Origin of the sequence: Paenibacillus sp. 2TAB26 (assembly GCF_052115145.1) — a bacterium.
GTDB lineage: Bacteria > Bacillota > Bacilli > Paenibacillales > Paenibacillaceae > Pristimantibacillus.
This window is the reverse complement of sequence record NZ_JBFRGC010000014.1, coordinates 15,759-35,338: the sequence shown is the minus strand read 5'-3', so window position 1 is coordinate 35,338 and position 19,580 is coordinate 15,759. Positions and strand designations below refer to the sequence as shown.

The 19,580-nt window shown below is 43.5% G+C and carries 19 protein-coding genes; 7 read left to right on the top strand and 12 right to left on the bottom strand.

The annotated features are described in order from the left end of the window. Positions 1-87: 87 nt before the first annotated feature. Positions 88-1,443, bottom strand: a complete 1,356-nt coding sequence (locus tag AB4Z50_RS17220) for a BclA C-terminal domain-containing protein (protein WP_441880846.1) — start codon at positions 1,441-1,443, stop codon at positions 88-90. An 834-nt stretch (positions 1,444-2,277) separates the two neighbouring features. Here AB4Z50_RS17220 and AB4Z50_RS17215 point away from each other — a divergent pair. From AB4Z50_RS17215 to AB4Z50_RS17205, 3 genes are read left to right on the top strand one after another with little or no spacing between them, the layout of a single operon-like run. After that, positions 2,278-3,132 (top strand): ABC transporter ATP-binding protein, encoded by an 855-nt coding sequence (locus tag AB4Z50_RS17215; RefSeq protein WP_441880845.1) that lies wholly within the window; start codon positions 2,278-2,280, stop codon positions 3,130-3,132. Then, positions 3,125-3,778, top strand: coding sequence for an ABC-2 transporter permease (locus tag AB4Z50_RS17210; protein WP_076270473.1), 654 nt, complete (start codon positions 3,125-3,127; stop codon positions 3,776-3,778). Before AB4Z50_RS17215 ends, AB4Z50_RS17210 begins: the two co-directional genes overlap by 8 nt. Continuing rightward, positions 3,778-4,143 (top strand): GntR family transcriptional regulator, encoded by a 366-nt coding sequence (locus AB4Z50_RS17205; RefSeq protein WP_441880844.1) that lies wholly within the window; start codon positions 3,778-3,780, stop codon positions 4,141-4,143. The genes AB4Z50_RS17210 and AB4Z50_RS17205 overlap by 1 nt, the downstream gene beginning before the upstream one ends. A 71-nt stretch (positions 4,144-4,214) precedes the next feature. Here AB4Z50_RS17205 and AB4Z50_RS17200 read toward each other — a convergent pair whose 3' ends face one another. From AB4Z50_RS17200 to AB4Z50_RS17190, 3 genes are all read right to left on the bottom strand, one after another. Then, positions 4,215-4,583: a DoxX family protein gene (locus AB4Z50_RS17200; RefSeq protein ID WP_441880843.1), complete on the bottom strand. Its 369-nt coding sequence runs from the start codon at positions 4,581-4,583 to the stop codon at positions 4,215-4,217. Positions 4,584-4,939: 356 nt separating this feature from the next. Next, the gene (locus AB4Z50_RS17195; protein WP_441880842.1) at positions 4,940-5,398 is read right to left on the bottom strand and encodes an SRPBCC family protein; all 459 of its coding nucleotides are present in this window, start codon (positions 5,396-5,398) and stop codon (positions 4,940-4,942) included. Positions 5,399-5,448: 50 nt separating this feature from the next. Beyond that, on the bottom strand, positions 5,449-6,024 hold the full coding sequence (locus tag AB4Z50_RS17190; protein ID WP_256711031.1) for a TetR/AcrR family transcriptional regulator: 576 nt from the start codon (positions 6,022-6,024) through the stop codon (positions 5,449-5,451). Positions 6,025-6,349: 325 nt separating this feature from the next. On the opposite strand from AB4Z50_RS17190, the gene AB4Z50_RS17185 reads away from it, so the two are divergent. The 3 genes from AB4Z50_RS17185 to AB4Z50_RS17175 all read left to right on the top strand — a co-directional run bounded on the left by AB4Z50_RS17185 (position 6,350) and on the right by AB4Z50_RS17175 (position 8,928). Next, positions 6,350-6,871 carry a pyridoxamine 5'-phosphate oxidase family protein gene (locus AB4Z50_RS17185; RefSeq protein ID WP_441880841.1) on the top strand — a complete coding sequence of 174 codons (522 nt, stop codon included), beginning with the start codon at positions 6,350-6,352 and terminating at the stop codon, positions 6,869-6,871. Between the two features lie 76 nt (positions 6,872-6,947). Beyond that, complete coding sequence (locus AB4Z50_RS17180; protein ID WP_441880840.1) at positions 6,948-7,691, top strand: YggS family pyridoxal phosphate-dependent enzyme; 744 nt, start codon at positions 6,948-6,950, stop codon at positions 7,689-7,691. A 10-nt stretch (positions 7,692-7,701) separates the two neighbouring features. Continuing rightward, on the top strand, positions 7,702-8,928 hold the full coding sequence (locus AB4Z50_RS17175; protein ID WP_441880839.1) for a benzoate/H(+) symporter BenE family transporter: 1,227 nt from the start codon (positions 7,702-7,704) through the stop codon (positions 8,926-8,928). A gap of 62 nt (positions 8,929-8,990) precedes the next feature. Here the strand turns inward: AB4Z50_RS17175 and pdxR are convergent, their stop codons facing one another. The 7 genes from pdxR to AB4Z50_RS17140 form a co-directional block, all read right to left on the bottom strand. Then, positions 8,991-10,421 (bottom strand): MocR-like pyridoxine biosynthesis transcription factor PdxR, encoded by a 1,431-nt coding sequence (gene pdxR, locus AB4Z50_RS17170; RefSeq protein ID WP_441880838.1) that lies wholly within the window; start codon positions 10,419-10,421, stop codon positions 8,991-8,993. A gap of 676 nt (positions 10,422-11,097) precedes the next feature. Continuing rightward, positions 11,098-11,256 (bottom strand): hypothetical protein, encoded by a 159-nt coding sequence (locus AB4Z50_RS17165; protein ID WP_339203977.1) that lies wholly within the window; start codon positions 11,254-11,256, stop codon positions 11,098-11,100. Between the two features lie 230 nt (positions 11,257-11,486). Beyond that, entirely contained in the window at positions 11,487-11,936 is a 450-nt protein-coding gene (locus AB4Z50_RS17160) for a DUF1569 domain-containing protein (RefSeq protein WP_441880837.1), read from the bottom strand. A gap of 352 nt (positions 11,937-12,288) precedes the next feature. Beyond that, entirely contained in the window at positions 12,289-14,190 is a 1,902-nt protein-coding gene (locus AB4Z50_RS17155) for a glycoside hydrolase family 127 protein (protein WP_441880836.1), read from the bottom strand. A gap of 45 nt (positions 14,191-14,235) precedes the next feature. Further along, positions 14,236-15,105, bottom strand: coding sequence for a carbohydrate ABC transporter permease (locus AB4Z50_RS17150; protein ID WP_076270453.1), 870 nt, complete (start codon positions 15,103-15,105; stop codon positions 14,236-14,238). Further along, a complete protein-coding gene (locus tag AB4Z50_RS17145; protein ID WP_339203980.1) occupies positions 15,102-16,025 on the bottom strand; it encodes a carbohydrate ABC transporter permease in 924 nt (307 codons plus the stop codon). Before AB4Z50_RS17145 ends, AB4Z50_RS17150 begins: the two co-directional genes overlap by 4 nt. A gap of 72 nt (positions 16,026-16,097) precedes the next feature. Beyond that, complete coding sequence (locus tag AB4Z50_RS17140) at positions 16,098-17,507, bottom strand: ABC transporter substrate-binding protein (RefSeq protein ID WP_441880835.1); 1,410 nt, start codon at positions 17,505-17,507, stop codon at positions 16,098-16,100. Positions 17,508-17,867: 360 nt separating this feature from the next. On the opposite strand from AB4Z50_RS17140, the gene AB4Z50_RS17135 reads away from it, so the two are divergent. Next, positions 17,868-18,758: a helix-turn-helix domain-containing protein gene (locus tag AB4Z50_RS17135; protein ID WP_441880834.1), complete on the top strand. Its 891-nt coding sequence runs from the start codon at positions 17,868-17,870 to the stop codon at positions 18,756-18,758. 419 nt (positions 18,759-19,177) lie between these two features. On the opposite strand, the gene AB4Z50_RS17130 is transcribed toward AB4Z50_RS17135, so the two are convergent. Beyond that, positions 19,178-19,372, bottom strand: coding sequence for a hypothetical protein (locus AB4Z50_RS17130; protein WP_441880956.1), 195 nt, complete (start codon positions 19,370-19,372; stop codon positions 19,178-19,180). Positions 19,373-19,580: the final 208 nt, after the last annotated feature.

Sequence of the window (19,580 nt, the reverse complement as noted above, 5' to 3'; positions counted from 1 at the left end):
GCCTCATCACATTAAAATACTTACATTTTCATCCGGATAGTTCTGTAAATTACATTAACTTATCCTTTCACAATTTTGAAAGAAATCCTAAGAACTTATTTTCATAATAAGAATGGAAGCATTTGAATTGATTTGAGATCCCCCGGCATTGGTTTGTAAAGTAACGCTAGAGGCGCTGGAATGATTTCTTAAAGTTAGTACATCACTAGCGGCAGCAGTAATAATAATCATGCCTGGGTTAGATTGAGTACCAGCACCCGAACCATATACACTTCCGCCAACAGGGGCACCATTCTGATACAAGGTAAATTGATTACTTTCTACTGCAGTTACAATATAATAAACGGCATAGTCTCCAGCGTTATTTATCATAATTTGTGATGTATTCGGTGTATGGGTGATGTTATTTAGATTACCATTGCTATCGAAAATAATATCCGTTTCAACCGCCACTGACTGGCTACCTGTATTGAATACATAACCATAAGCTGACAACCCTTCACCTGTCGCTCCTGTTGACCCCTCACCTGTCGCTCCTGTTGTTCCCGTTACTCCTGTTGTACCCGTTGCTCCTGTTGCTCCCGTTACTCCTGTCGCACCCGTTGCCCCTGTCTCACCTGTCGCTCCCGCTACTCCCGTTACTCCCGTTGCACCCGCTTCTCCTGTTGCTCCTGTTGACCCCGTTGCTCCTGTCTCACCTGTTGCTCCTGTTGCACCCGTTACTCCTGTCGCTCCTGTAGACCCCTCACCTGTCGCTCCTGTTGCTCCTGTTGGCCCCGTTGCCCCTGTCTCACCTGTTGATCCTGTTTCACCTGTCGCTCCACCTGGATTTCCTGTTGGACCTGTTGCTCCTGTAACCCCAGTTGCCCCTATTGATCCTGTCACACCTGGATCACCTGTTGCTCCTGTTACTCCTGTCGCTCCTATGACTCCTGTTGCTCCTGTTTCACCTGTCGCTCCTATGACTCCCGTTGCTCCTGTTGACCCTGTTGATCCTGTTTCACCTGTCGCCCCACCTGGATTTCCTGTTGGACCTGTTGCTCCTGTAACCCCAGTTGCCCCTATTGATCCTGTCACACCAGGATCACCTGTTGCTCCTGTTGTTCCAATTGGACCTATCATTCCTGTCGCTCCGGTTGCTCCTGTAACCCCAATTGCTCCTGTTGCTTCTGTTGCTCCTGTAACTCCGATTGCTCCTGTTGCTCCTGTCGCCCCTGTGACTCCTGTTGCCCCCGTTGCTCCCGTTTCTCCTGTTGCTCCTGTTGCTCCTTTAACACTCGCTGCTCTTCGCCTTGCTTTGACATTTACTATAACTTCCTGTCTAATACCGCACTTACAATGCCTTTTCTTACACTTTTGGCATCGTTTTTTTCTAAATTGAAAATGCCTGTGATTGTAACGAGCAAAACGTTTTTTTACTGTTATCTTCTTCAGTATTCTCATCTCCTTAGCTGCACCATATGAATCAAAATAGTGTCAGAACGCCATTATACAAAGCCTTCCTAAACAGCGATAACCAAGGCAATATCATATTAGACTAATCCTTGATCCCATCCCTGACTACGACCGTTTTCCCTCCAGAACTGGTTTCACATCTACACTATTTATTAATAAGGACGAGTCAGCGCCGCTGGCTTGTCTAGCCCATTTGAGAATCAAAAGTTTGGTTAGCTTATCGATGTTTTGAATCTTCACTTACTAAGCCACGCCAAATAAACAAGTAAATTGGGCTGGTGTTATTTTTAGCAGCTTCGGATTGCTTGAGCCATGTGCTGTTACACTCCGCACACTTTAAAAACAACTCAACCAGTAAGCTCCGTTTTTAATTTAAATAATCACATCTCTCATTGAGCAATTACTTACTCTGTCATTTAACATAAGGCACTGTATATCGTATGAAGGACATTCGTATAGGGCATGGGCCAATGTTCTAAAATGAATTTTATTACATGATGGTTTGTTCCTTGGAGACCTTTTCACTCCCCACTCGGACTGCATCCCGGAGATCGTCCCCCTGGCATTCTATACAAAAAAAACGCCACCACGCTTAGACACTCCTTCAAAACAGTTTGGTCATCAATTGCTTATTGCCTTCTTCAAACCCTCCTCCTGAAATAAGTCAATCCTCTCGCCAATTCGACTCGATTAAGTATGCCAAACTACGATAAACAAGAAACAAACAGACTCATCCATAAATTTCTTGTTATTGACATGCGAATGGTTTCAATGATATATTGTGCATGCACAACATACACAATCCGCAAAGGAGTTGATTATATGCTTGCGTTAGAAATTAAAAATTTAAATAAAAAATATGAGCATTTTCATTTAAAAGACGTATCTTTTCAACTGGAAAAGGGTTATATTATGGGATTTATCGGAGCCAACGGCGCAGGAAAAACAACGACAATAAAAGCCATTTTGAATTTGATTCATAAGGATAGCGGCGAGATTAGTATTTTGGGCAAGGAGATGACCAAACACGAGCTCGAATTAAAACAAGAAATCGGCTCTGCCTTTGGTGACATCAATTTCTATACTCGAAACAAAGTCAAAACATTAACTAATGTAATCAAAAAGTTTTATCATAATTGGAATGATGAAGCCTATTACAATTATCTCAAGAGATTTAATTTGAATGAAAAGAAAAAAATAGCTGAATTATCAACCGGGATGAAAGTGAAATACAGCTTAGCCATCGCTTTATCACACGGCGCAAAACTGCTTATTCTTGATGAACCAACAAGCGGACTTGATCCGGTGGCAAGGGACAATTTATTGGATATTTTTCAAGAACTAGTGGAAGATGGTGAAATCAGCATCCTGTTTTCCACTCATATCACAACTGATTTGGAAAAATGTGCCGATTATATTACTTTTATCGATAACGGTCATATTATCAACAGCTCTGAGAAAGAAGAATTTATTGATACCTACCGCTTGGTGAACGGGAAAGAAGAACAATTGGATTTGATAAAAGACCAGTTAATTGCCTACAAAAAGAATTCATTCGGCTTTACAGCCTTGATCCATACTAAAGACTTTGATCCCTCTTGGAATATTAAATCAACTTTGCCTAGTCTTGAGGAGATTATGATCTATTTCGCGAAAAAGGAGATTGTGCATGTATAATTTACTAATGAAAGAATTAAAGCTAGGCGTAAGCCCATTCTTTTATATCATGCCTTTTTTGACGGGTGCTTTAATGCTAATTCCCTCATGGTTATATTTCCTTGTCATCCTCTACTTCTGTTTCCTAACGATACCGAATATGTTTGCAGGGTATAAATCTCAGAATGATTTGATATTTACAAACATGCTGCCTGTAACCAAAAAAGACATTGTAAAAGCAAAGGTATACGTTATTGTTATCCTGGAATTAATGCACATCATTGTTGCCATGATATATGGTTTGATTACTATTCGCTTATATCCAAATCTGACCTATTTTTTCTTCAAACCGTCCTTTGGTTTTTGGGGACTATGCTTCGTTATGATTGCAATCTTCAACATTATCCTTATATCGATGTATTATAAAACAGCCTATAAATACGGCGCAGCAACGATTGTGTCCATTACAGCTGCGATACTGTTTGCAGGAGGCGCAGAATGGCTCGGAATACAGAATTCATTTGTGTATGATCTTTTCAAAGGAAATGGTACTGATCATTTGGGAATTCATCTATCCATCTTGTTCTCGGGCATCGTCATATTTGCGATATTTACGATAATCGCTTATCATATTGCAATCAAACGTTTTCAGAAAGTGGAAATTTAATGAACATAGCTATTTCGAACTCATCTGATAAACCGATCTATCAGCAGCTTTTCGAACAAATTAGCGCACAAATTCTAAAAGGTGAACTAGAAAATGGTTACAGCTTACCTCCCATACGACAAGCCGCCACAGAGCTTCGTGTTAGTATCATTACCGTAAAAAAAGCGTGGGAAGAACTTGAACGGCTTGGATTGATTTATACCGTAACCGGCAAAGGCTGTTTTGTAGCCGAGCTCTCCCCTGATGAGATGCTGCAAAAACGCAATGAAATGATTATGAAGCAAATGATTATTGACACTTCCTATTACAAAACCTTCGGCCTTACTTTAGAGGAAGTTTTCGAGATTTTGAAGGAAATTTATTGAATAGGTTTAAAACAAACCAACCACGTCCTATGGGCGTGGTTGATTTGTTTTATTGGTGAATTCCACTATCCTTACCCAAATAGATTGGACAGTTCATCTGCATATAATAGCACTACTGCAGCAGCTATTAAAAGATTCAATATGGCAGGGAATATTTTTCCGATTTGATGTTTGACTCTGAAATGCGTGAGGCACGCCAATAGCATCATGACGCCCACCAATAATGCGGTCCATGCCGCAATCCCCGCATACCAATAGCCGACAATGAGTCCTATGCAGGCAACAATTTGAACGTAGCCCGTAATGACGCGAAACCATTGAGGAAGTTTAATCGAATCAAACAGTTCAACCTGATGTTTTGCTCCAACAATCTTGCTTCCTCCAAAAAAAGCCATAGAAAAAAGCAGCCAACTTTGAAGAACAATGGCTAGTATATGCATTTAAAATACTCATCCTTTCTATTTTTTAATCAGACACCATTTGGTGTCCTATTTCATAATAGTACACCCACATATGTCTTGTAAAGCATTTATTACGATGTAATTTATGAAAATTTTATCCATTTAACGGTTTGGATTCTTAATACTCCGCATGCCAGCTCATCATAAAACATGACGCTTTTATTTTGGCAATATTTTAATGGTGCATCTCCTCATAAGCTATCCACCTAATGAACAGAAAACCACGTCCGATGGACGTGGTTAATTTGTTTAGTATGGTGGAGCCTAATGGGCAGTAACCCCCCTGACCTTATCGCTTTACAGGAACTAATTAAATCAGTGAACTTTTTTCATACTCATTTCCTTTCATCATTTACGGAATCACTTGTCTTAAGTCTAATGGTCATCAATACATCTTCCCAATAAAGCTTCATTTGTTCACGCGTATTCGGATGATCCAGATTTTCTTGATGGAAACTGATCGTTGTTTTGTCAGGTTTATCGGATAGCACCCGGATTTGCAGCGTCGATGGTTTCTCCCATTCGTTCTTCTCCCACTTTAAGCGAAGCTGCTGAAACGGTTTTACAACCCTAAATTCGCCAGAAATACCTTCAGGAGTCGTAAAAGTCTCTCCCTTGTGCAAATTTAAGAAAGATAGGCTGCCGAGCCATAATTTCAGCCCTTCGGTAGAGGTGAGAAACGCCCAAGCCTCTTCTTGCGAAATCGGAAACGTTCTCCGAACACCAACTTGATAACCCACCGATGCCGTTTGACCAACTATTTTGCCTGATTCGGAATATTGTTTATTACTCAATGCAACACCTCCCAAATGGTTGTTGGTACTCACTAACTAATGCTTAAAAACTACGGAGTCAGAGCTCTAACAAACAATTCAATGCTCGATTGCATAAAATTTTGCTGGGTCACCTTAGTGATGGATGACGCACCAAATAGCTGTGTTATGAAAGCTCCATAATTCATCCACATGAAGGTAATGGCCTGTGTTTCCGCATCGGTTGCAATCAGTTTGTTCTTTTCCTGCATGTCTGCAAAATAATTCGTCAATAGCTCCAATAGTTTCCGCGGATGCTTCTGCGCTTTCTCACGAATCTCGGCCAGCTCGTTGTCACTCAAGACAATGAGAAACAGTTTACGGTTTCGATCCATGATCTCATGATACATTTGGCTTATCATGAGCAAGTCCGCTCTCAAATCCCAAATTACTTTTTCATGAAAAATCTTAGTCATTTCAATCGAATAATGATAATGATCGACTGCTTTGTCCAGTAGATTTTGCTTGCTTCCAAAATTGCGAAACAAGGTCATTTCGCTGACGCCTGCCGCTGCAGCTATCTCCTTCGTTGATACGCCTTTGTAGCCTTTCTCAGCCATTAAATCAATTGCTGCCAGCATCAGCTTGCTTTTATTGTCTGTGGTCATCCCGTTCTCCAAATCCTCATTTATTTTAGTAGATCTCAGACATTTATAGTTAGTACTCACTAACATAATTTCTTTTAGAATATCGTTAACTTTCAGAAATGTCAACAGGCTCTTTGAATCTTGATTTAATCGCTGATGAAGCCAACTCGGCGAAAAGTTATTGCGATAAATTCAGACACCATTTTCCTCTAAGTGGCAATGCCATAGAAATTTTCGAACCACCAAATAAATATGGATTGCTCGATAAGAGTATTTTTGGATCTACTAACTCACTCCAATGACTGATATGCTTGCGAAAATAAATGAATTGAAGGAGTGGTTGAGAATGGATATGGTTCGTTACAAGATTAGAGAGGTGCTCGATAGCAACAAAATTGAAGCTTTCCTGAGCAAAGCACGAATTGGCCATCTAGGCATGGTTGATGGTCAGCTGCCCTATGTTGTTCCGCTCAACTTTGTTTGGGCAAATGAGAAGCTTTATTTTCATGGTGCCGGAGGCGGGAGACGCAATCAGGTCATGAGTGTAAACCCTGAGGTTTGTTTTACGGTTTGTGAAGAATATGGAACCATTACTGATCCAGTACCGGCTAAGACAGACACAGCCTATATGAGCGTCATGATTTTCGGCAAGGCCGAGCTCATCGTGGATCTGGACGAAGCTACATATATGTTGCAGGAAATGCTCAACAAATATGTGCCTGGTTATTATAACCGCCCATTGTCCAAACAGCATGTAGATAAATACAGGTCTGCTGTTTTCAATACATCTGTTCAGGTTTACCGAATTGATCCCCATCAAATAACAGCAAAAGAAAATCCGATTGAGGCAGAAAAAATGTACAAGTAAAAAATTCTAATGGATGACTATACAGAAAAAACATTGCGCATAGTCTGTGCGTTTCCAGAAAGAAGGCTGAACAGACATGGTCCATTTCGTTGAACAAAATCTTAGATCCGTAAAGGATCAGATGGAATTGGCTTGCCAGCACTCAGGACGCAAGAAAGATGAAGTAAAGCTTTTGTTAGCGACAAAAACGGTTCAGCTTGAAAAGTTGCGCATTGCCATACAAGCGGGTGAAGTATTATTTGGCGAAAATAAAGCTCAAGAACTTCGTGAGAAATTCCCGCTTATGCAGCAGTCCAACCAAGTAGAATGGCATTTTATCGGACATCTGCAAACGAATAAAGTGAAGGACGTTGTTAAATATGTCACCCTCATTCATTCTGTGGATCGTTTGAAGCTCGGAAAAGCCTTACATCAGCAGCTCCTCAAAGAAAACAAAACTTTGGATATCTTGGTACAAGTCAATACATCATTTGAAGAAAGCAAATTCGGTGTTTTACCGGAATCTGCACTGGAGTTGGTTCAACAATTGTCTCATTTTGAAACATTAAATGTTAAAGGCTTGATGACTATTGGGAAACTGAATGCTACAAACGACGAGACTCGACATTGCTTCCGCTTATTAAAACAAATTCAATCACAGATTATAGAGAAGGAGCTGCCTAGGGTAACAATGGATATTCTCTCGATGGGCATGTCTGGGGATTTCAAGGTTGCTATTGAAGAAGGGGCAACCATTATAAGAGTAGGGACAAGCGTATTTGGCAAGCGATATTTACCGGATGAGTATTACTGGGATGAAACCGCACAACAGAATGATTAGGAGAGAGAATATGGATACAATATCATCTTCACTGCGCAGCCGTGATTTTATATCTCCTACCATAGCTGCTTTAATATCTGTCATTGTCAACTATGGCGGGACCTTTGTTCTCGTATTTCAAGCAGCCAAAGCAGCGGGTCTGAGCGCTGAAATGACTGCTTCATGGGTAATGTCGATCTCCGTTGGTGTAGGGATTACTGGTATTTGGCTAAGTTATCGATACCGTGAACCGATTATTACGGCTTGGTCCACACCAGGTGCAGCTTTTCTCGTTTCGGCATTAGCGGTAACCCCATATTCTGAAGTGATTGGCGCTTACATCATCTCTGCTTTAGGGTTTATTGCTTTGGGATTATCGGGAATGTTCGAGCGTTTCGTACGGCTTATTCCCTCAGGCATTGCTTCTGGTTTGCTGGCTGGCATTCTATTGAAGTTTGGTATTTCAGCCTTCGGTGGAGCGGAATTTGACCCGTTACTTGTCGTTGTCCTATTTGCTGCTTATGTAATATTAAAAAGGTTTACATCCCGTTACGCTATCATCGGTATTTTAATAATTGGACTTATCTACTTGATTAGTGTGAAAAATGTTGATTTCAGCAATATCAAATGGGCAATCGCAACACCTATATTTGTTGTTCCCGAGCTTTCATTTGATACTTTACTCAGCGTAGCATTACCTCTATTTGTTATTACTTTGACGGGGCAATATATGCCTGGAATGCTAGTATTGCGAAATGATGGATTTAAAACGAGTGCGAATCCGATTTTGACAGTAACCGGTTTAGGCTCACTCCTTGCAGCACCATTCGGGTCGCATGCTTTTAATGTAGCAGCTATTACTGCAGCGATTTGTACAGGTAAAGACTCACATGAAGACTCAAATAAACGTTATATAGCAGGAATTGCTTGTGGTATTTTTTACATTATCGTCGGCCTATTTGGTGTGACGCTAGCTGCTTTGTTTCTGATTCTTCCTGCCACCTTCATCGCGACGTTAGCCGGATTGGCCTTGCTTGGAACAATTGGCAGCAGTCTTGCAGGCGCTTTAATTGATCCCAAAGGACGTGAGACAGCTCTGATTACTTTTTTAGCAACGGCTGCAAATGTTACATTACTTGGTGTTGGCGGTGCATTTTGGGGTCTCGTTGCAGGTTTGGCCGCGCATGTTTTGATACATGGACATTTCCGCCAAAAATCATCCAGAATGAGTAGAATAAAACAAGCTCAGCAGAAATAGTAGGAAACATGATCATAAATACAGAGAAAGATCCACTCACCCAAGAGACGGAGATGTTCGAATTATAGCAGCATCTCCGCAAGACGATAAATCCCTTTTGTTATTGCTGACTCATCTACTTTAGCAAAACCAAGCACCCACCCTTTTCGATTACTTTCCAAACAATAATGGCTCAGCGGATAAACGCGTACTCCCTTTTCTAATGCTTGGTTCGTAAAGGCTTGTTCGTTAAACGAGTCTTCCGCTTCTAAAAACATGTGTAATCCCGTTTCTACGCCGCTTAGCTTGAAACGTTCTCCTAACCCAGATGAGCTAATGGCTTTCGACATCGCTTCATGTCTGCGCCGATATACGTTTCTGACCCTTCTCATGTGACGCATGAAATACCCATGTTCAATAAAGTGTGTAAGCGTTAATTGCTCCATAATCGGAAGGTGACGATAGGTTAGCTCTTGGACTTGTGCTAGCTGGCGAATGGCTTTTTGGGGTCCAATGATTGCGGATATTCGTATACCAGGAGCAATCATTTTTGAAAAACTCATCATATACAATGTGTTCTGAGATTGCTGGCTAAACAACGTAGGCAACGGGTCGCCACGATACCGAAATTCGCTGTCATAGTCGTCTTCCACAATCCAAAATTGCTGCTGAGCAGCCATATGTAGCAATTGTTGCCTGCGGGGCTCCGACATGATCACCCCAACTGCACACTGATGTGAAGGCGTAACATAAACAAGCTTTGATTGTGGATGAATGTGGTCTACCTGTAATCCGTAATCATCAACAGGGACAGGAACAACATTCATCCGCCGATATTTCATGGCCATCCATGCGGCGGGGAACCCGGGATCTTCTACGGAAACCGTTTCTCCTTCATTTAAAAGTGCTTGAGCGATCAAATCAAGGCTATGTTGTGCGCCCGAAGTTAAAATAATTTGATCGATATGCACGTGAACACCTCGCTCGAGTGACAGATAACGCCCAATCTGTTCGCGTAGTGGAACGAAACCATAAGCGTTGCCATATGTCCAACTGTCCAGGTCCGTTTCTTTCGAGGCTTGCAAAAATGAGTGTCTCCAGTTTTTCTGAAAATGTTGATCCAAATAAGGCTCATGCGGGCTGAAATCGATCTCAACATTTTGATATTCTTTGCCTCTAAACCAGCTCTGCAAATGACTGACTGCTTCGTTTAATAAAGGTAACTCTGGGGTGATAGGCCCTCGGGGTTTCACATCCTCTGTAAAACTTGTTCTGCTGGTCCAGTCACTCACCCTTGTTCCGCCGCGCCTTGAAGTAACCGTGTAGCCGCGACTAAATAATTCCTCATAAACAATCTGTATCGTTGAACGAGAGACACCCACTAATAGTGCAAGTTCACGAGAAGGCAGCAGCAACTCGCCTGGCTGCCATTTGCCGGTTGTGATGTTATGGATTGCTTGATCAAGCAGTTGTTGCCATATTGGACGCTTGTCCTCACGGTTAATTTTCAGCATCCTGTTCACCTCTAGTTGTATTCGGATTAATTTATGGATTGCTTAAATTTCTTCTAATAACCATTTAGCAACATTCGATTACTTGAAATACTATCATGCTTCTAGTTGCCCCAGCAATGTAGTTATAAAAAATCCGCTAAGTCAGGAACATCTGACTCAGCGGACAAGTACGCTCTATTTTAAACACTGTTTTCCCTGCTTATACATTAAATACACAAAAATGGAGTACCCTCTCTCTGCTTTATCTTATGTAAACTAAAACTTACCCTGATATCAAACCGATTCCATACCACAATACTACATTCAAATTTCTGCTCGCAATAAATAATTCGAGGTAGTTGAATTCTTGCCTCGGTTTCTACGATGACTACACAATGATGAAAATCTAGCTATAGAATTTAGATATGAAGCCTTTTGGAGTTTATTCCGAAAGGCTTTATTCATTATTTTCTAATGGAATATCATACACACAAAGATCAAAATAAAAAACGGCATCTCTGCCGTTTCTGTAGTGAAACTATCTAGGTATTCCGTTTCATCCCTAATCACATATTGTTTCCTACCAAACTTTTATCTTCGAAAGCCGTCGAGAGAACAATTAAGGTCGTTGAAAACCCGAATGGGCTGCACCTATCAAGAAAGTTGGTCATTGATTCTGTTGTTTCGGATAACACCTTCATATGTCAAGATTCCACATATCCGGTTTTTGCTGAATAGACCGCCTTGCTTCATCACCGTCCGTAAAACTGCTAACCTGCCAGCCTTCCTGTTTTAAGTAATAAGCAAGAATCTGATTCAAGTTCATATCATCCTCAACAAGATAAATCGTGTACATAGCGTGATCTCCTTCATGTTTCTGTGCTTAGTCTAACAAACGATTATCGCCAAAATACCAAAAAATTATGGGAAATTGTATGAAAAAAATATATAAATAGAAAACCATTGTCACAAATAAATAAACCACTTCAGCAGAAGTGGTTTGAATTTATGGTTTGGTGGAGACTAGCAGGATCAAGCCGTTGACCTCTTGAAATATGCCCTAGCCCGAACATCACACAGAGAAAACTAAACGCCAAACTGCTTTAAATGATGGTCCAAGTGCTTATAGATACCAATGCCCCACTGCTCGGAGGTAAGCTTGCCGAAAAAGGGGTGGGGATGAGTCGTGCACCTCTCCGGTCCATTTTGCTGAAATAAGTCGGTTTTTTGTTTCAATAATTCTCTTTCTTTCTCGAATTCTCTTTCATCTGTAAATTTAATAGTCGGGATCGTTGACATATTGCGAGGCAATGTCTTGTCATTATACATTATTGGTTTCACGAAACCTCCAATCACGATCCCAAGCCATCCTCTCTTTGGGAAAGAAACGCCCGAGGCAATGTCCTGGAATGCGGAGCAGTGAGCCAGCATTTGAGCAGCATTCATCTGCCCCCAATGTGGTTCTGAATGACCCTCTAACTTATCGATACGTGCTAAAATCTCGTTCGTATAGTTTCGATCAAAAATACTTTTCATTCATTGCCGTCCCTTCTCCTTAAATGAGCAGTTCATAGAAACCATATTGTTCAGAAATAATCCATATGAGAATCGGACACGCTAATCATCCGGCTTTCCAGTCGAGTTTGTCATGATTGCAGGTTACCATATTGAAAACCTTCTGTCGATCATCCACCTTCCACTACTTCCGAGCGATCGAAATTATAGGGATATTACACACCCTGAAACTCAAGCAGATCACTATTGCCATACAAAAAAAGACTTCTGCATCGCAGAAGTCTCATTTCGGATTAACAATATTTATGAGAATGTAAGAGGTCATCGGTTCAAGCGCAGTGTCTTAATCCACAAAGCATTCGTTGGACTTTTTTTATTTTTCGCGAATCCAAACCGTCATTTCGCCCAGCTTCCGATTACCCCAGAATGCGTATGGCACAGCAAAGATTGGGACGCTCTTCTTTTTTCGCGTGACCGGCCTGTACAGATCATCTTCCCAACAAAAATCTGAACGCAGCCCCTCTCCGGTTAACACGACAATACCGCCTAGAACGTCTTCCTTATATACCGCCATTAATTCAGAATCCTCGGGAAAGCTAATATCCGTAAGGTCCGGGCCGTTGTCCACTTCCTCCATACAATAAACGAGTGGACCGTATTGCAAAGCGATTTTGCCAGCATTCTCGTGCACTTTGGGGTTCGACTCAATACGCTCGACGATCATGGGGAAATACAGCTGGATCTCGTCGTTTTCCATCCATGTTCTGCTGATACGCGCATATCCGCTCTTGACGATCGTATCCAGCGCTTGCAAGTTCCCGTTTACCTTGATGTAAGGATCTCTACACCATGAAGGGATTCGGAAAGAAAGCGTGCAATCGGTCGGCTCATCCGTTTGCAGTCGGATCTGGATATTTCCGTCCCATGGATAATGAGTTTCCGTATGCAATATCAGCTTTCTTCCTTGAACATCGAATGTACTCTCATTGGAAGCATAAAGATGCATAGCGATGTCCGCGCCGTTTTGTGTAAAGAAGTAAGTATCCAAAGACGTTAGCAGCCGCGCAATATTAGGCGGACAACAAGCGCAGCCGAACCACGCTACACGCTCGGTTTTGACGTGCTGCATATCGTAACGGTATTGAGTTACAGCAGGATGAACCTCCAATGGGTTGACGTAAAAATAACGTTTGCCATCTAGCGACATCCCGCTCAGCACCCCGTTGAATAGAACCCGTTCCATCACATCCCCGTATCGGCTGTCAGTTTCAATCTGGAGCATTCTAAATGCCCACATGGCAAGTCCGATGGATGCGCATGTTTCCGTGTATGCCGTGTCATTAGGTAGATCGTAATCAATCGTAAAGCGTTCGGCATGACCTTGCGAGCCAAGCCCTCCCGTTATATACATCCGCTTGGAAGTCACATGAACCCATAGTTTGCGAAGCGCTTCGGTCAGCGTTGCATCTCCGTATGCAATCGCGAGATCCGCCATAGCCGAATACAAATACATGGCACGCACAGAATGTCCTTCTGCCGTTTCCTGCTCTCTTACGGGGGTGTGAGCCTGATGGTAATCCAGATCGAACCAGCGATCCTTGGAAGGTCCGCCGAACTCGGGCTCCTCCTTCAGGAAACTCGGCTGCTTTCCACGCTCCTCTACGAAGTATCGGCTCAAATGTAAATACCTTTGTTCTTTCGTTGCCTTGAACAGCTTTACGAGCGCGAGCTCAATCTCCTCATGACCACAGTACACCTGCATTTTATCCGAATCCGGACCCATAATCCGGTCTATATAATCGGCGTAACGGCACATCATATCCACAAAAGCCCGCTTGCCCGTGGACTCGTAATAAGCCACCGCGGCCTCGATCAGATGGCCCGCGCAATAAAGCTCATGCCCGAATGAAAAATCCTTCCAGCGCTGTTCCGGTGCAGCGACTGAAAAATAAGTGTTCAAATAGCCGTCTGACTGCTGGGCACGTCCCATCAGATCAACAACCGCATCGATGACGGTTTCGAGCTGCGGATTCGGAAAGTGCCGCAGGCTGTACGCAGCAGCTTCGATCCATTTGGCTACATCACTGTCCTGAAAGACCATTCCGTAGAAAGTTCCTGTCTGTTCTCCTGCCGAGATACGGAAGTTTTCTACGGCGTGACTCGGCTCCGCGCCTTCGATTTCATCGTTCAGCGCCTTCCATTGATAGGGAATCGTTTCCTGGATAGTTTGCCGAACCCTGGGCTGCCAAAATTGGTCATTAAGCCTAACATTCATATCGATAATTCTCCTTTCAATGGGACAAAGCGACAATGATCCGAACTAATTTTTCAATCCGGTCATCGTGATTCCCTCTACAAAATACTTTTGACCAATCAGGTAGAAAATGACTCCCGGAGCAAAGGATAAGCACGTGGCGGCCATCGTCATCGACCAATCTTGCTTTAATTGACCTCTGAAATTGGTGAGCCCCAACGCTATCGTGAATTTATCGCTCGAATTAATGTAAATCATCTGTTGGAGCAAATCATTCCACAAGCCGATGAAAATAAACAATGCGACGACGATCATGGCGGGCTTGATCGCTGGAATAATAATATTGAACAAGATGCGGAAGTATCCGGCTCCGTCAATCGTTGCCGCTTGGTCGAGTTCTCTCGGTATGGAGAGAATAAACTGTCTAATTAAAAAGATATTAAACGCGCCGCCTCCGCAAAAATATGGCAAAATCAATGGCAGATAGCTGTCATGGACCCCCAACCCCCGCGTCCATCCAATGTACAGCGGAATGAGCGTAACCATGGTAGGCAAAAGCATTGAACCGACACATAGGGTCCAGATCAACTGTTTCCCCCGAAACCGCAGCCTCGCAAAGGCATATCCGCACAAGGTGGCCGTAAACGTTCCCGCCAAACAGGAAGGAACGATGATTATCATCGTATTTCCTAGATATTTCCAAAATTTAAATACCTTCAGTGTATCTTCATAATTGGAAAACAACCAATTTCCCGGTAATAGTGACGGTGGATATTTGTAGATCTCGGGATTGGTCATCAGAGACGTACGAAAAATCCACCAGATCGGGAAGAGCACGATTAAAGCAAATAAAACAACGACTACAAACATAATCACGTTTATCGTTCGTTCACTGCGTTTCTTGCTCTTTAGTCTGACGTACGCTGCTTCACTCAATTGCCATCGCCTCCTTCAGAAAAGATCCACAGATTCGATGTCTTGAACAAAATACCGGTAAACGCGGCAAGGATGGCGAAAATTACAAAGGTCGTCGCACAAGCATAACCCAGCCTGTAATTGACGAAAGCCTGATCGTACATCAGATATGTCATGAACCTTGAAGAATTGCCCGGACCGCCATTGGTCAGAGAAAGGGCCGGTGTTATGACTTGGAGATTGGCGATCAGGCTCATCAACAAGTTGTAAAAGATAATCGGCGTCATGCAAGGCAAGGTGATATGCCAGAAGCGTTTCCATCCGCTTGCGCCATCCATCTCAGCCGCTTCATGATAGACGCTCGGGACGTTCTGAAGACCGGCCAAAAAAATAACGATCAAGTTCCCCGACAACCAGACCGCAATCAAGGAAAGCGAAGGAACTACCCATCTGGAATCCGCAATAAAGAGAATTTTGCTCAACCCGATTTCGGAGAGGAGAAAGTTGAAGAAACCGAAATTCGCCTCGTAAAGCCAGGACCATCCTACGTATATAGCAGCCGCCGGCAAAACGAACGGCACATAAAATACGGCTCTGAAAAAACCTCTTGCCGGAATTTTACGGTTCAACAGCATCGCGATGAAAAACGAATAAATCATGCTTCCGGCTACGGATAATACGGCGAAGTATACCGTCGCGATAATCGAATCTTTAATGTACGGATCGGTGGTAAACAGCTTGATATAATTATTGAGGCCAACAAATTCGGGGTTGGCTAACCCTGTCCAATTCGTCATGCTGATTCCGAGCACCCCCAGAAGAGGCAGGTAGGTCAGGAAGATCAGTCCGAGGAAAGCCGGAATCAAGCATATATAAGCAACTCTTGCCTCGCTTGAGTAAAAGCGAGAACGACGCTTCAGCGGTTTGTTAATCGGTTCCATATCTCGCTCCCCACCTCATGTTTGAAGGAAGACCGCCACTTGCAATATATTGGCGGTCATTCCTTTTATCCGTTATTTATTGCCTGTATGAGCCGCTTTCAAAGCATCGAGATTTTTGGTTATGGCTTCCTTGGCGGTCGTCTTTCCGGTCCAAACATCCCCCAGAGTCGATCCGAGCAAGGTGTTAAAGTCTGTCGTATGATTTGTATAGAACCACGATGCGGGTCTCGCGGCGGCGGATTGCGCATAATCGACTACCGCAGACTTGTATTCGTCATACGGAGGGAAGTTCGGATTGTCGACCCATTTATGGGTGAGAGTTTCATCCGTATACCACTTTTGCAGCGTTGGCATCCAAATGCCTGATGAGATGAGCCCCCAGTTGTTTTCTTCGGAATTGTACCATTTGAGCCATTCCATCGCTTCTTTCGGATGCTTGGTCTGGGAGAATACGACATTGGCGCCGCCCGTGTTTAGAGTAACCTTTTCCTTCATATAAGGCAGTACGGCAACGCCATAGTTCAAACCTTTCTCCTTGGCTGTGTTCAAGCTGGTTCCTACATTCCACGCACCGTTTGTGGCCATGGCAACCGTTCCTGCAATGATGGTGCGCTGAATGCCATCATCAGTCTGACCAACCGACAACGGGGCAACATGATCTTTCAAGTATAGATCAGCAACTTTCTGAATCGCTTCCGTACTGGCGTCTTCTCCGATTCTCACTTCGGTCCCGTCACTCGAATAGAAACCGCCGCCATTGCTAAGCGCCCAGGTTTCCAACTGCCACGGTAGATTTTCAATAGAGGCGCCATACTGAACGATGCTCTGCGATTTAAAGCCATCCTCGTCAGGATGTTTGCCATTCTTGTCAACCGTCAGCTTCTTGGCCGCAGCTACGAATTCATCCCATGTCCATGCTTTATCCAGTGCAGATGGTGGATAAGGCACATTCGCTTTGTCAAACATGTCTTTGTTGTAATAAAGGAGGAGGATTTCATTGGCAGCAGCATAGGCTACGGTTTTGCCTTGATATTTGTAGGCCAAGCTATCGAGCGGCTTGCTGTCGCTTCCATCGTACATGGAGCTCACATCATTCAACATGCCGTCAGAGGACCACTGGATGACGCCATCCTCCTTCAATATCCCCGTATCCGGCAATTGGCCTGCCGTTGCCTGTGTATTCAACTTTGTCATGTAGTTTTCCCAAGGAATTGCCTCCACTTTTACTTCGATTTTGTCTTGGGAAGCATTAAACTTATCTGCCGCCGCCTGGACGGTTTTCCCTTCTTCTTCGCTACCCCACATCGAATACGTAATCTTGACCTTTTCCGTTTTGGAAGGCGAATTCTCCGGTTTACTTGAAGCCTCTCCTGCCGATGGTGTTGTATTTGTCTCTTTGTTACCGTTGTTCCCACAGCCTATTGCACTGAATGTCAGTGCAGCCAAGACTAGACCTACCCCAAGTCTTTTTCCTACTTTCATTGCCCCGTTCTCCCTTCATCAATTGAATGATGTTAAATGCTAATCGTTTGAATGAACGTTTAGCCTTTCTACGCCTGACCAAACCGTCGTGTTTTGCCATTGCAACATGACATGATTCAGGAAAGCGCTTTAATAGAATTGTGACATGAAGTACCTTGAAAAAAAACAACATTTTCCAACCTGATTTTTAATATTTTCAACCTTCGTTCTTACGCCACCGATTTCCCGATATCGGGAAATCGAGCTTATGCCAGACGATCAACAGGAAACGCTTTATTTAGAAGACAACTATGAAGTATTATAAAAATAACAATATTTTCTACCTTGATATTCACGATTCCAATCTTAGGAGGAAACAGTGTGGACTCTACGATTCTTCATTTTATCTCACCACCGATTCCCTATTTCGTGGATTGCGGTTATGCCTATTACGAGGTAGGAGATACCCATATCGACCGAAATTGTATCAATGTATTCGATCTGATTGTCGTCCGCAAAGGGGTTCTCCCCATTGCCGAGAATGACCATAGCTGGGAAGTCAATGAGGGAGAAGGACTCATCCTTCTCCCGAATGCTCATCATTACGGCAATGCGCCCTGCAAAGCCGATACGGAAATCATCTGGATTCACTTTCAAACCTTCGGCAGCTGGCAGATGTGCCGCGACATGAACGAATGCCAGAGCAACCAGCTGGAATTGATCGAGGAACACAAAAAGTTAGCGTATGTCAATCACGCCGATGTCTGTTCCATCTTCCTTCCCAAGCACATGAAGCTGTCGACGAAAGCGTTGGAGGCGCTTGACACCTTCTTTCAGCAGGAGAATGAACCGCAGTCGCTTCGGAACTGGAAGCGACAAGTTTCCTTCCAGTTATTTTTGCAACATTTGGATCGCGATCTCGCTTCCCCCGCGAACGCCACCACGATTCAGCTCGCCGAGCGGATCGAACTGTTCATCCGCCAGAACTATGCCAGCGATATCACGAACTCGGTGCTGCAAAAGAAGTTGAACTATCACCCCAATTATCTGGCTAAAGTGATGCTGAAAATGTACGGAATGACCCCAGTAACCTATCTTCAATATTACCGGCTTGAACAATCCAAACGGCTGCTGCTGCAAACCTCCAAATCTATTGCCCAGATTGCAGATGAAGTTGGCTTCCATCATATCTCGCATTATTCCACCTGTTTCTCCAAGAAAGAAGGTCTCTCTCCCTCAGGCTTCCGCAGCAAATTCGCCAAGAAGCGCTAGATGCAGCGAATCCGGAGGACGTTCCGCTACAGCAATACGAGAAGAGCGTTCAGCTTGCCTTCTCCGATTCCCGGCTTTCTGCACGACACAAAGCTGAAGCTCAGGCCCTAAAACCACCCAAGATGATTYGGGCAGATGGAGCTCGAAGGATTCGTGACCAAGCAAGCATAAGCCCAATCATTGCGCTCCCCACGAAAGGCAAGCTTTGCTGTGGGCATTTTTCACCATATGTGCTCTTGTTTTTTCGCAAAAAAACACGCCATCTATTTGGCGTGCCTATTATTTCTGTTTGGTGAAGCCAAGGGGGATCAAGCTTCGCTCTACTTGTGTTCTCAATTAGGGATGTCTGAATCTCTTTTTCAACGGCTGATTAAACTTACTCGACGAGGGCTTTTAGCGGTAGATTCGACGCCGTGCTCCTACACTAGATGTAATTGCCGCATGTAAAGGATGATGCATGTTGCCCAAGCTGGAAGATACTTGTCTTCTGTAAAGCCAGTTATAGCCTTTCCTTCGATAGATTTACCCGAAGCTCTAGCTAGCATGAGTGCAATCTCTGCACGTGTAATCGGATCATTCGAATGGAAAGCACCTTCTTTGTACCCTGTAATTATACCTGCTTGCTAGATTTAACCATGATCCTCAATTAATAAAGACAACCTGAGGGCGGTCATTATTCGTTGCGTTTTACGGTGATTAAGTGTTCAGGACAAGTACGCGCAGCCATTGTAATGGCGCTTAAATGCCTAACCATATAAAGGCAAATAAAAAGGATGTCAGCCTTGACTAATCGCCGCTGACATCCTCACTGTTTAAGACTCT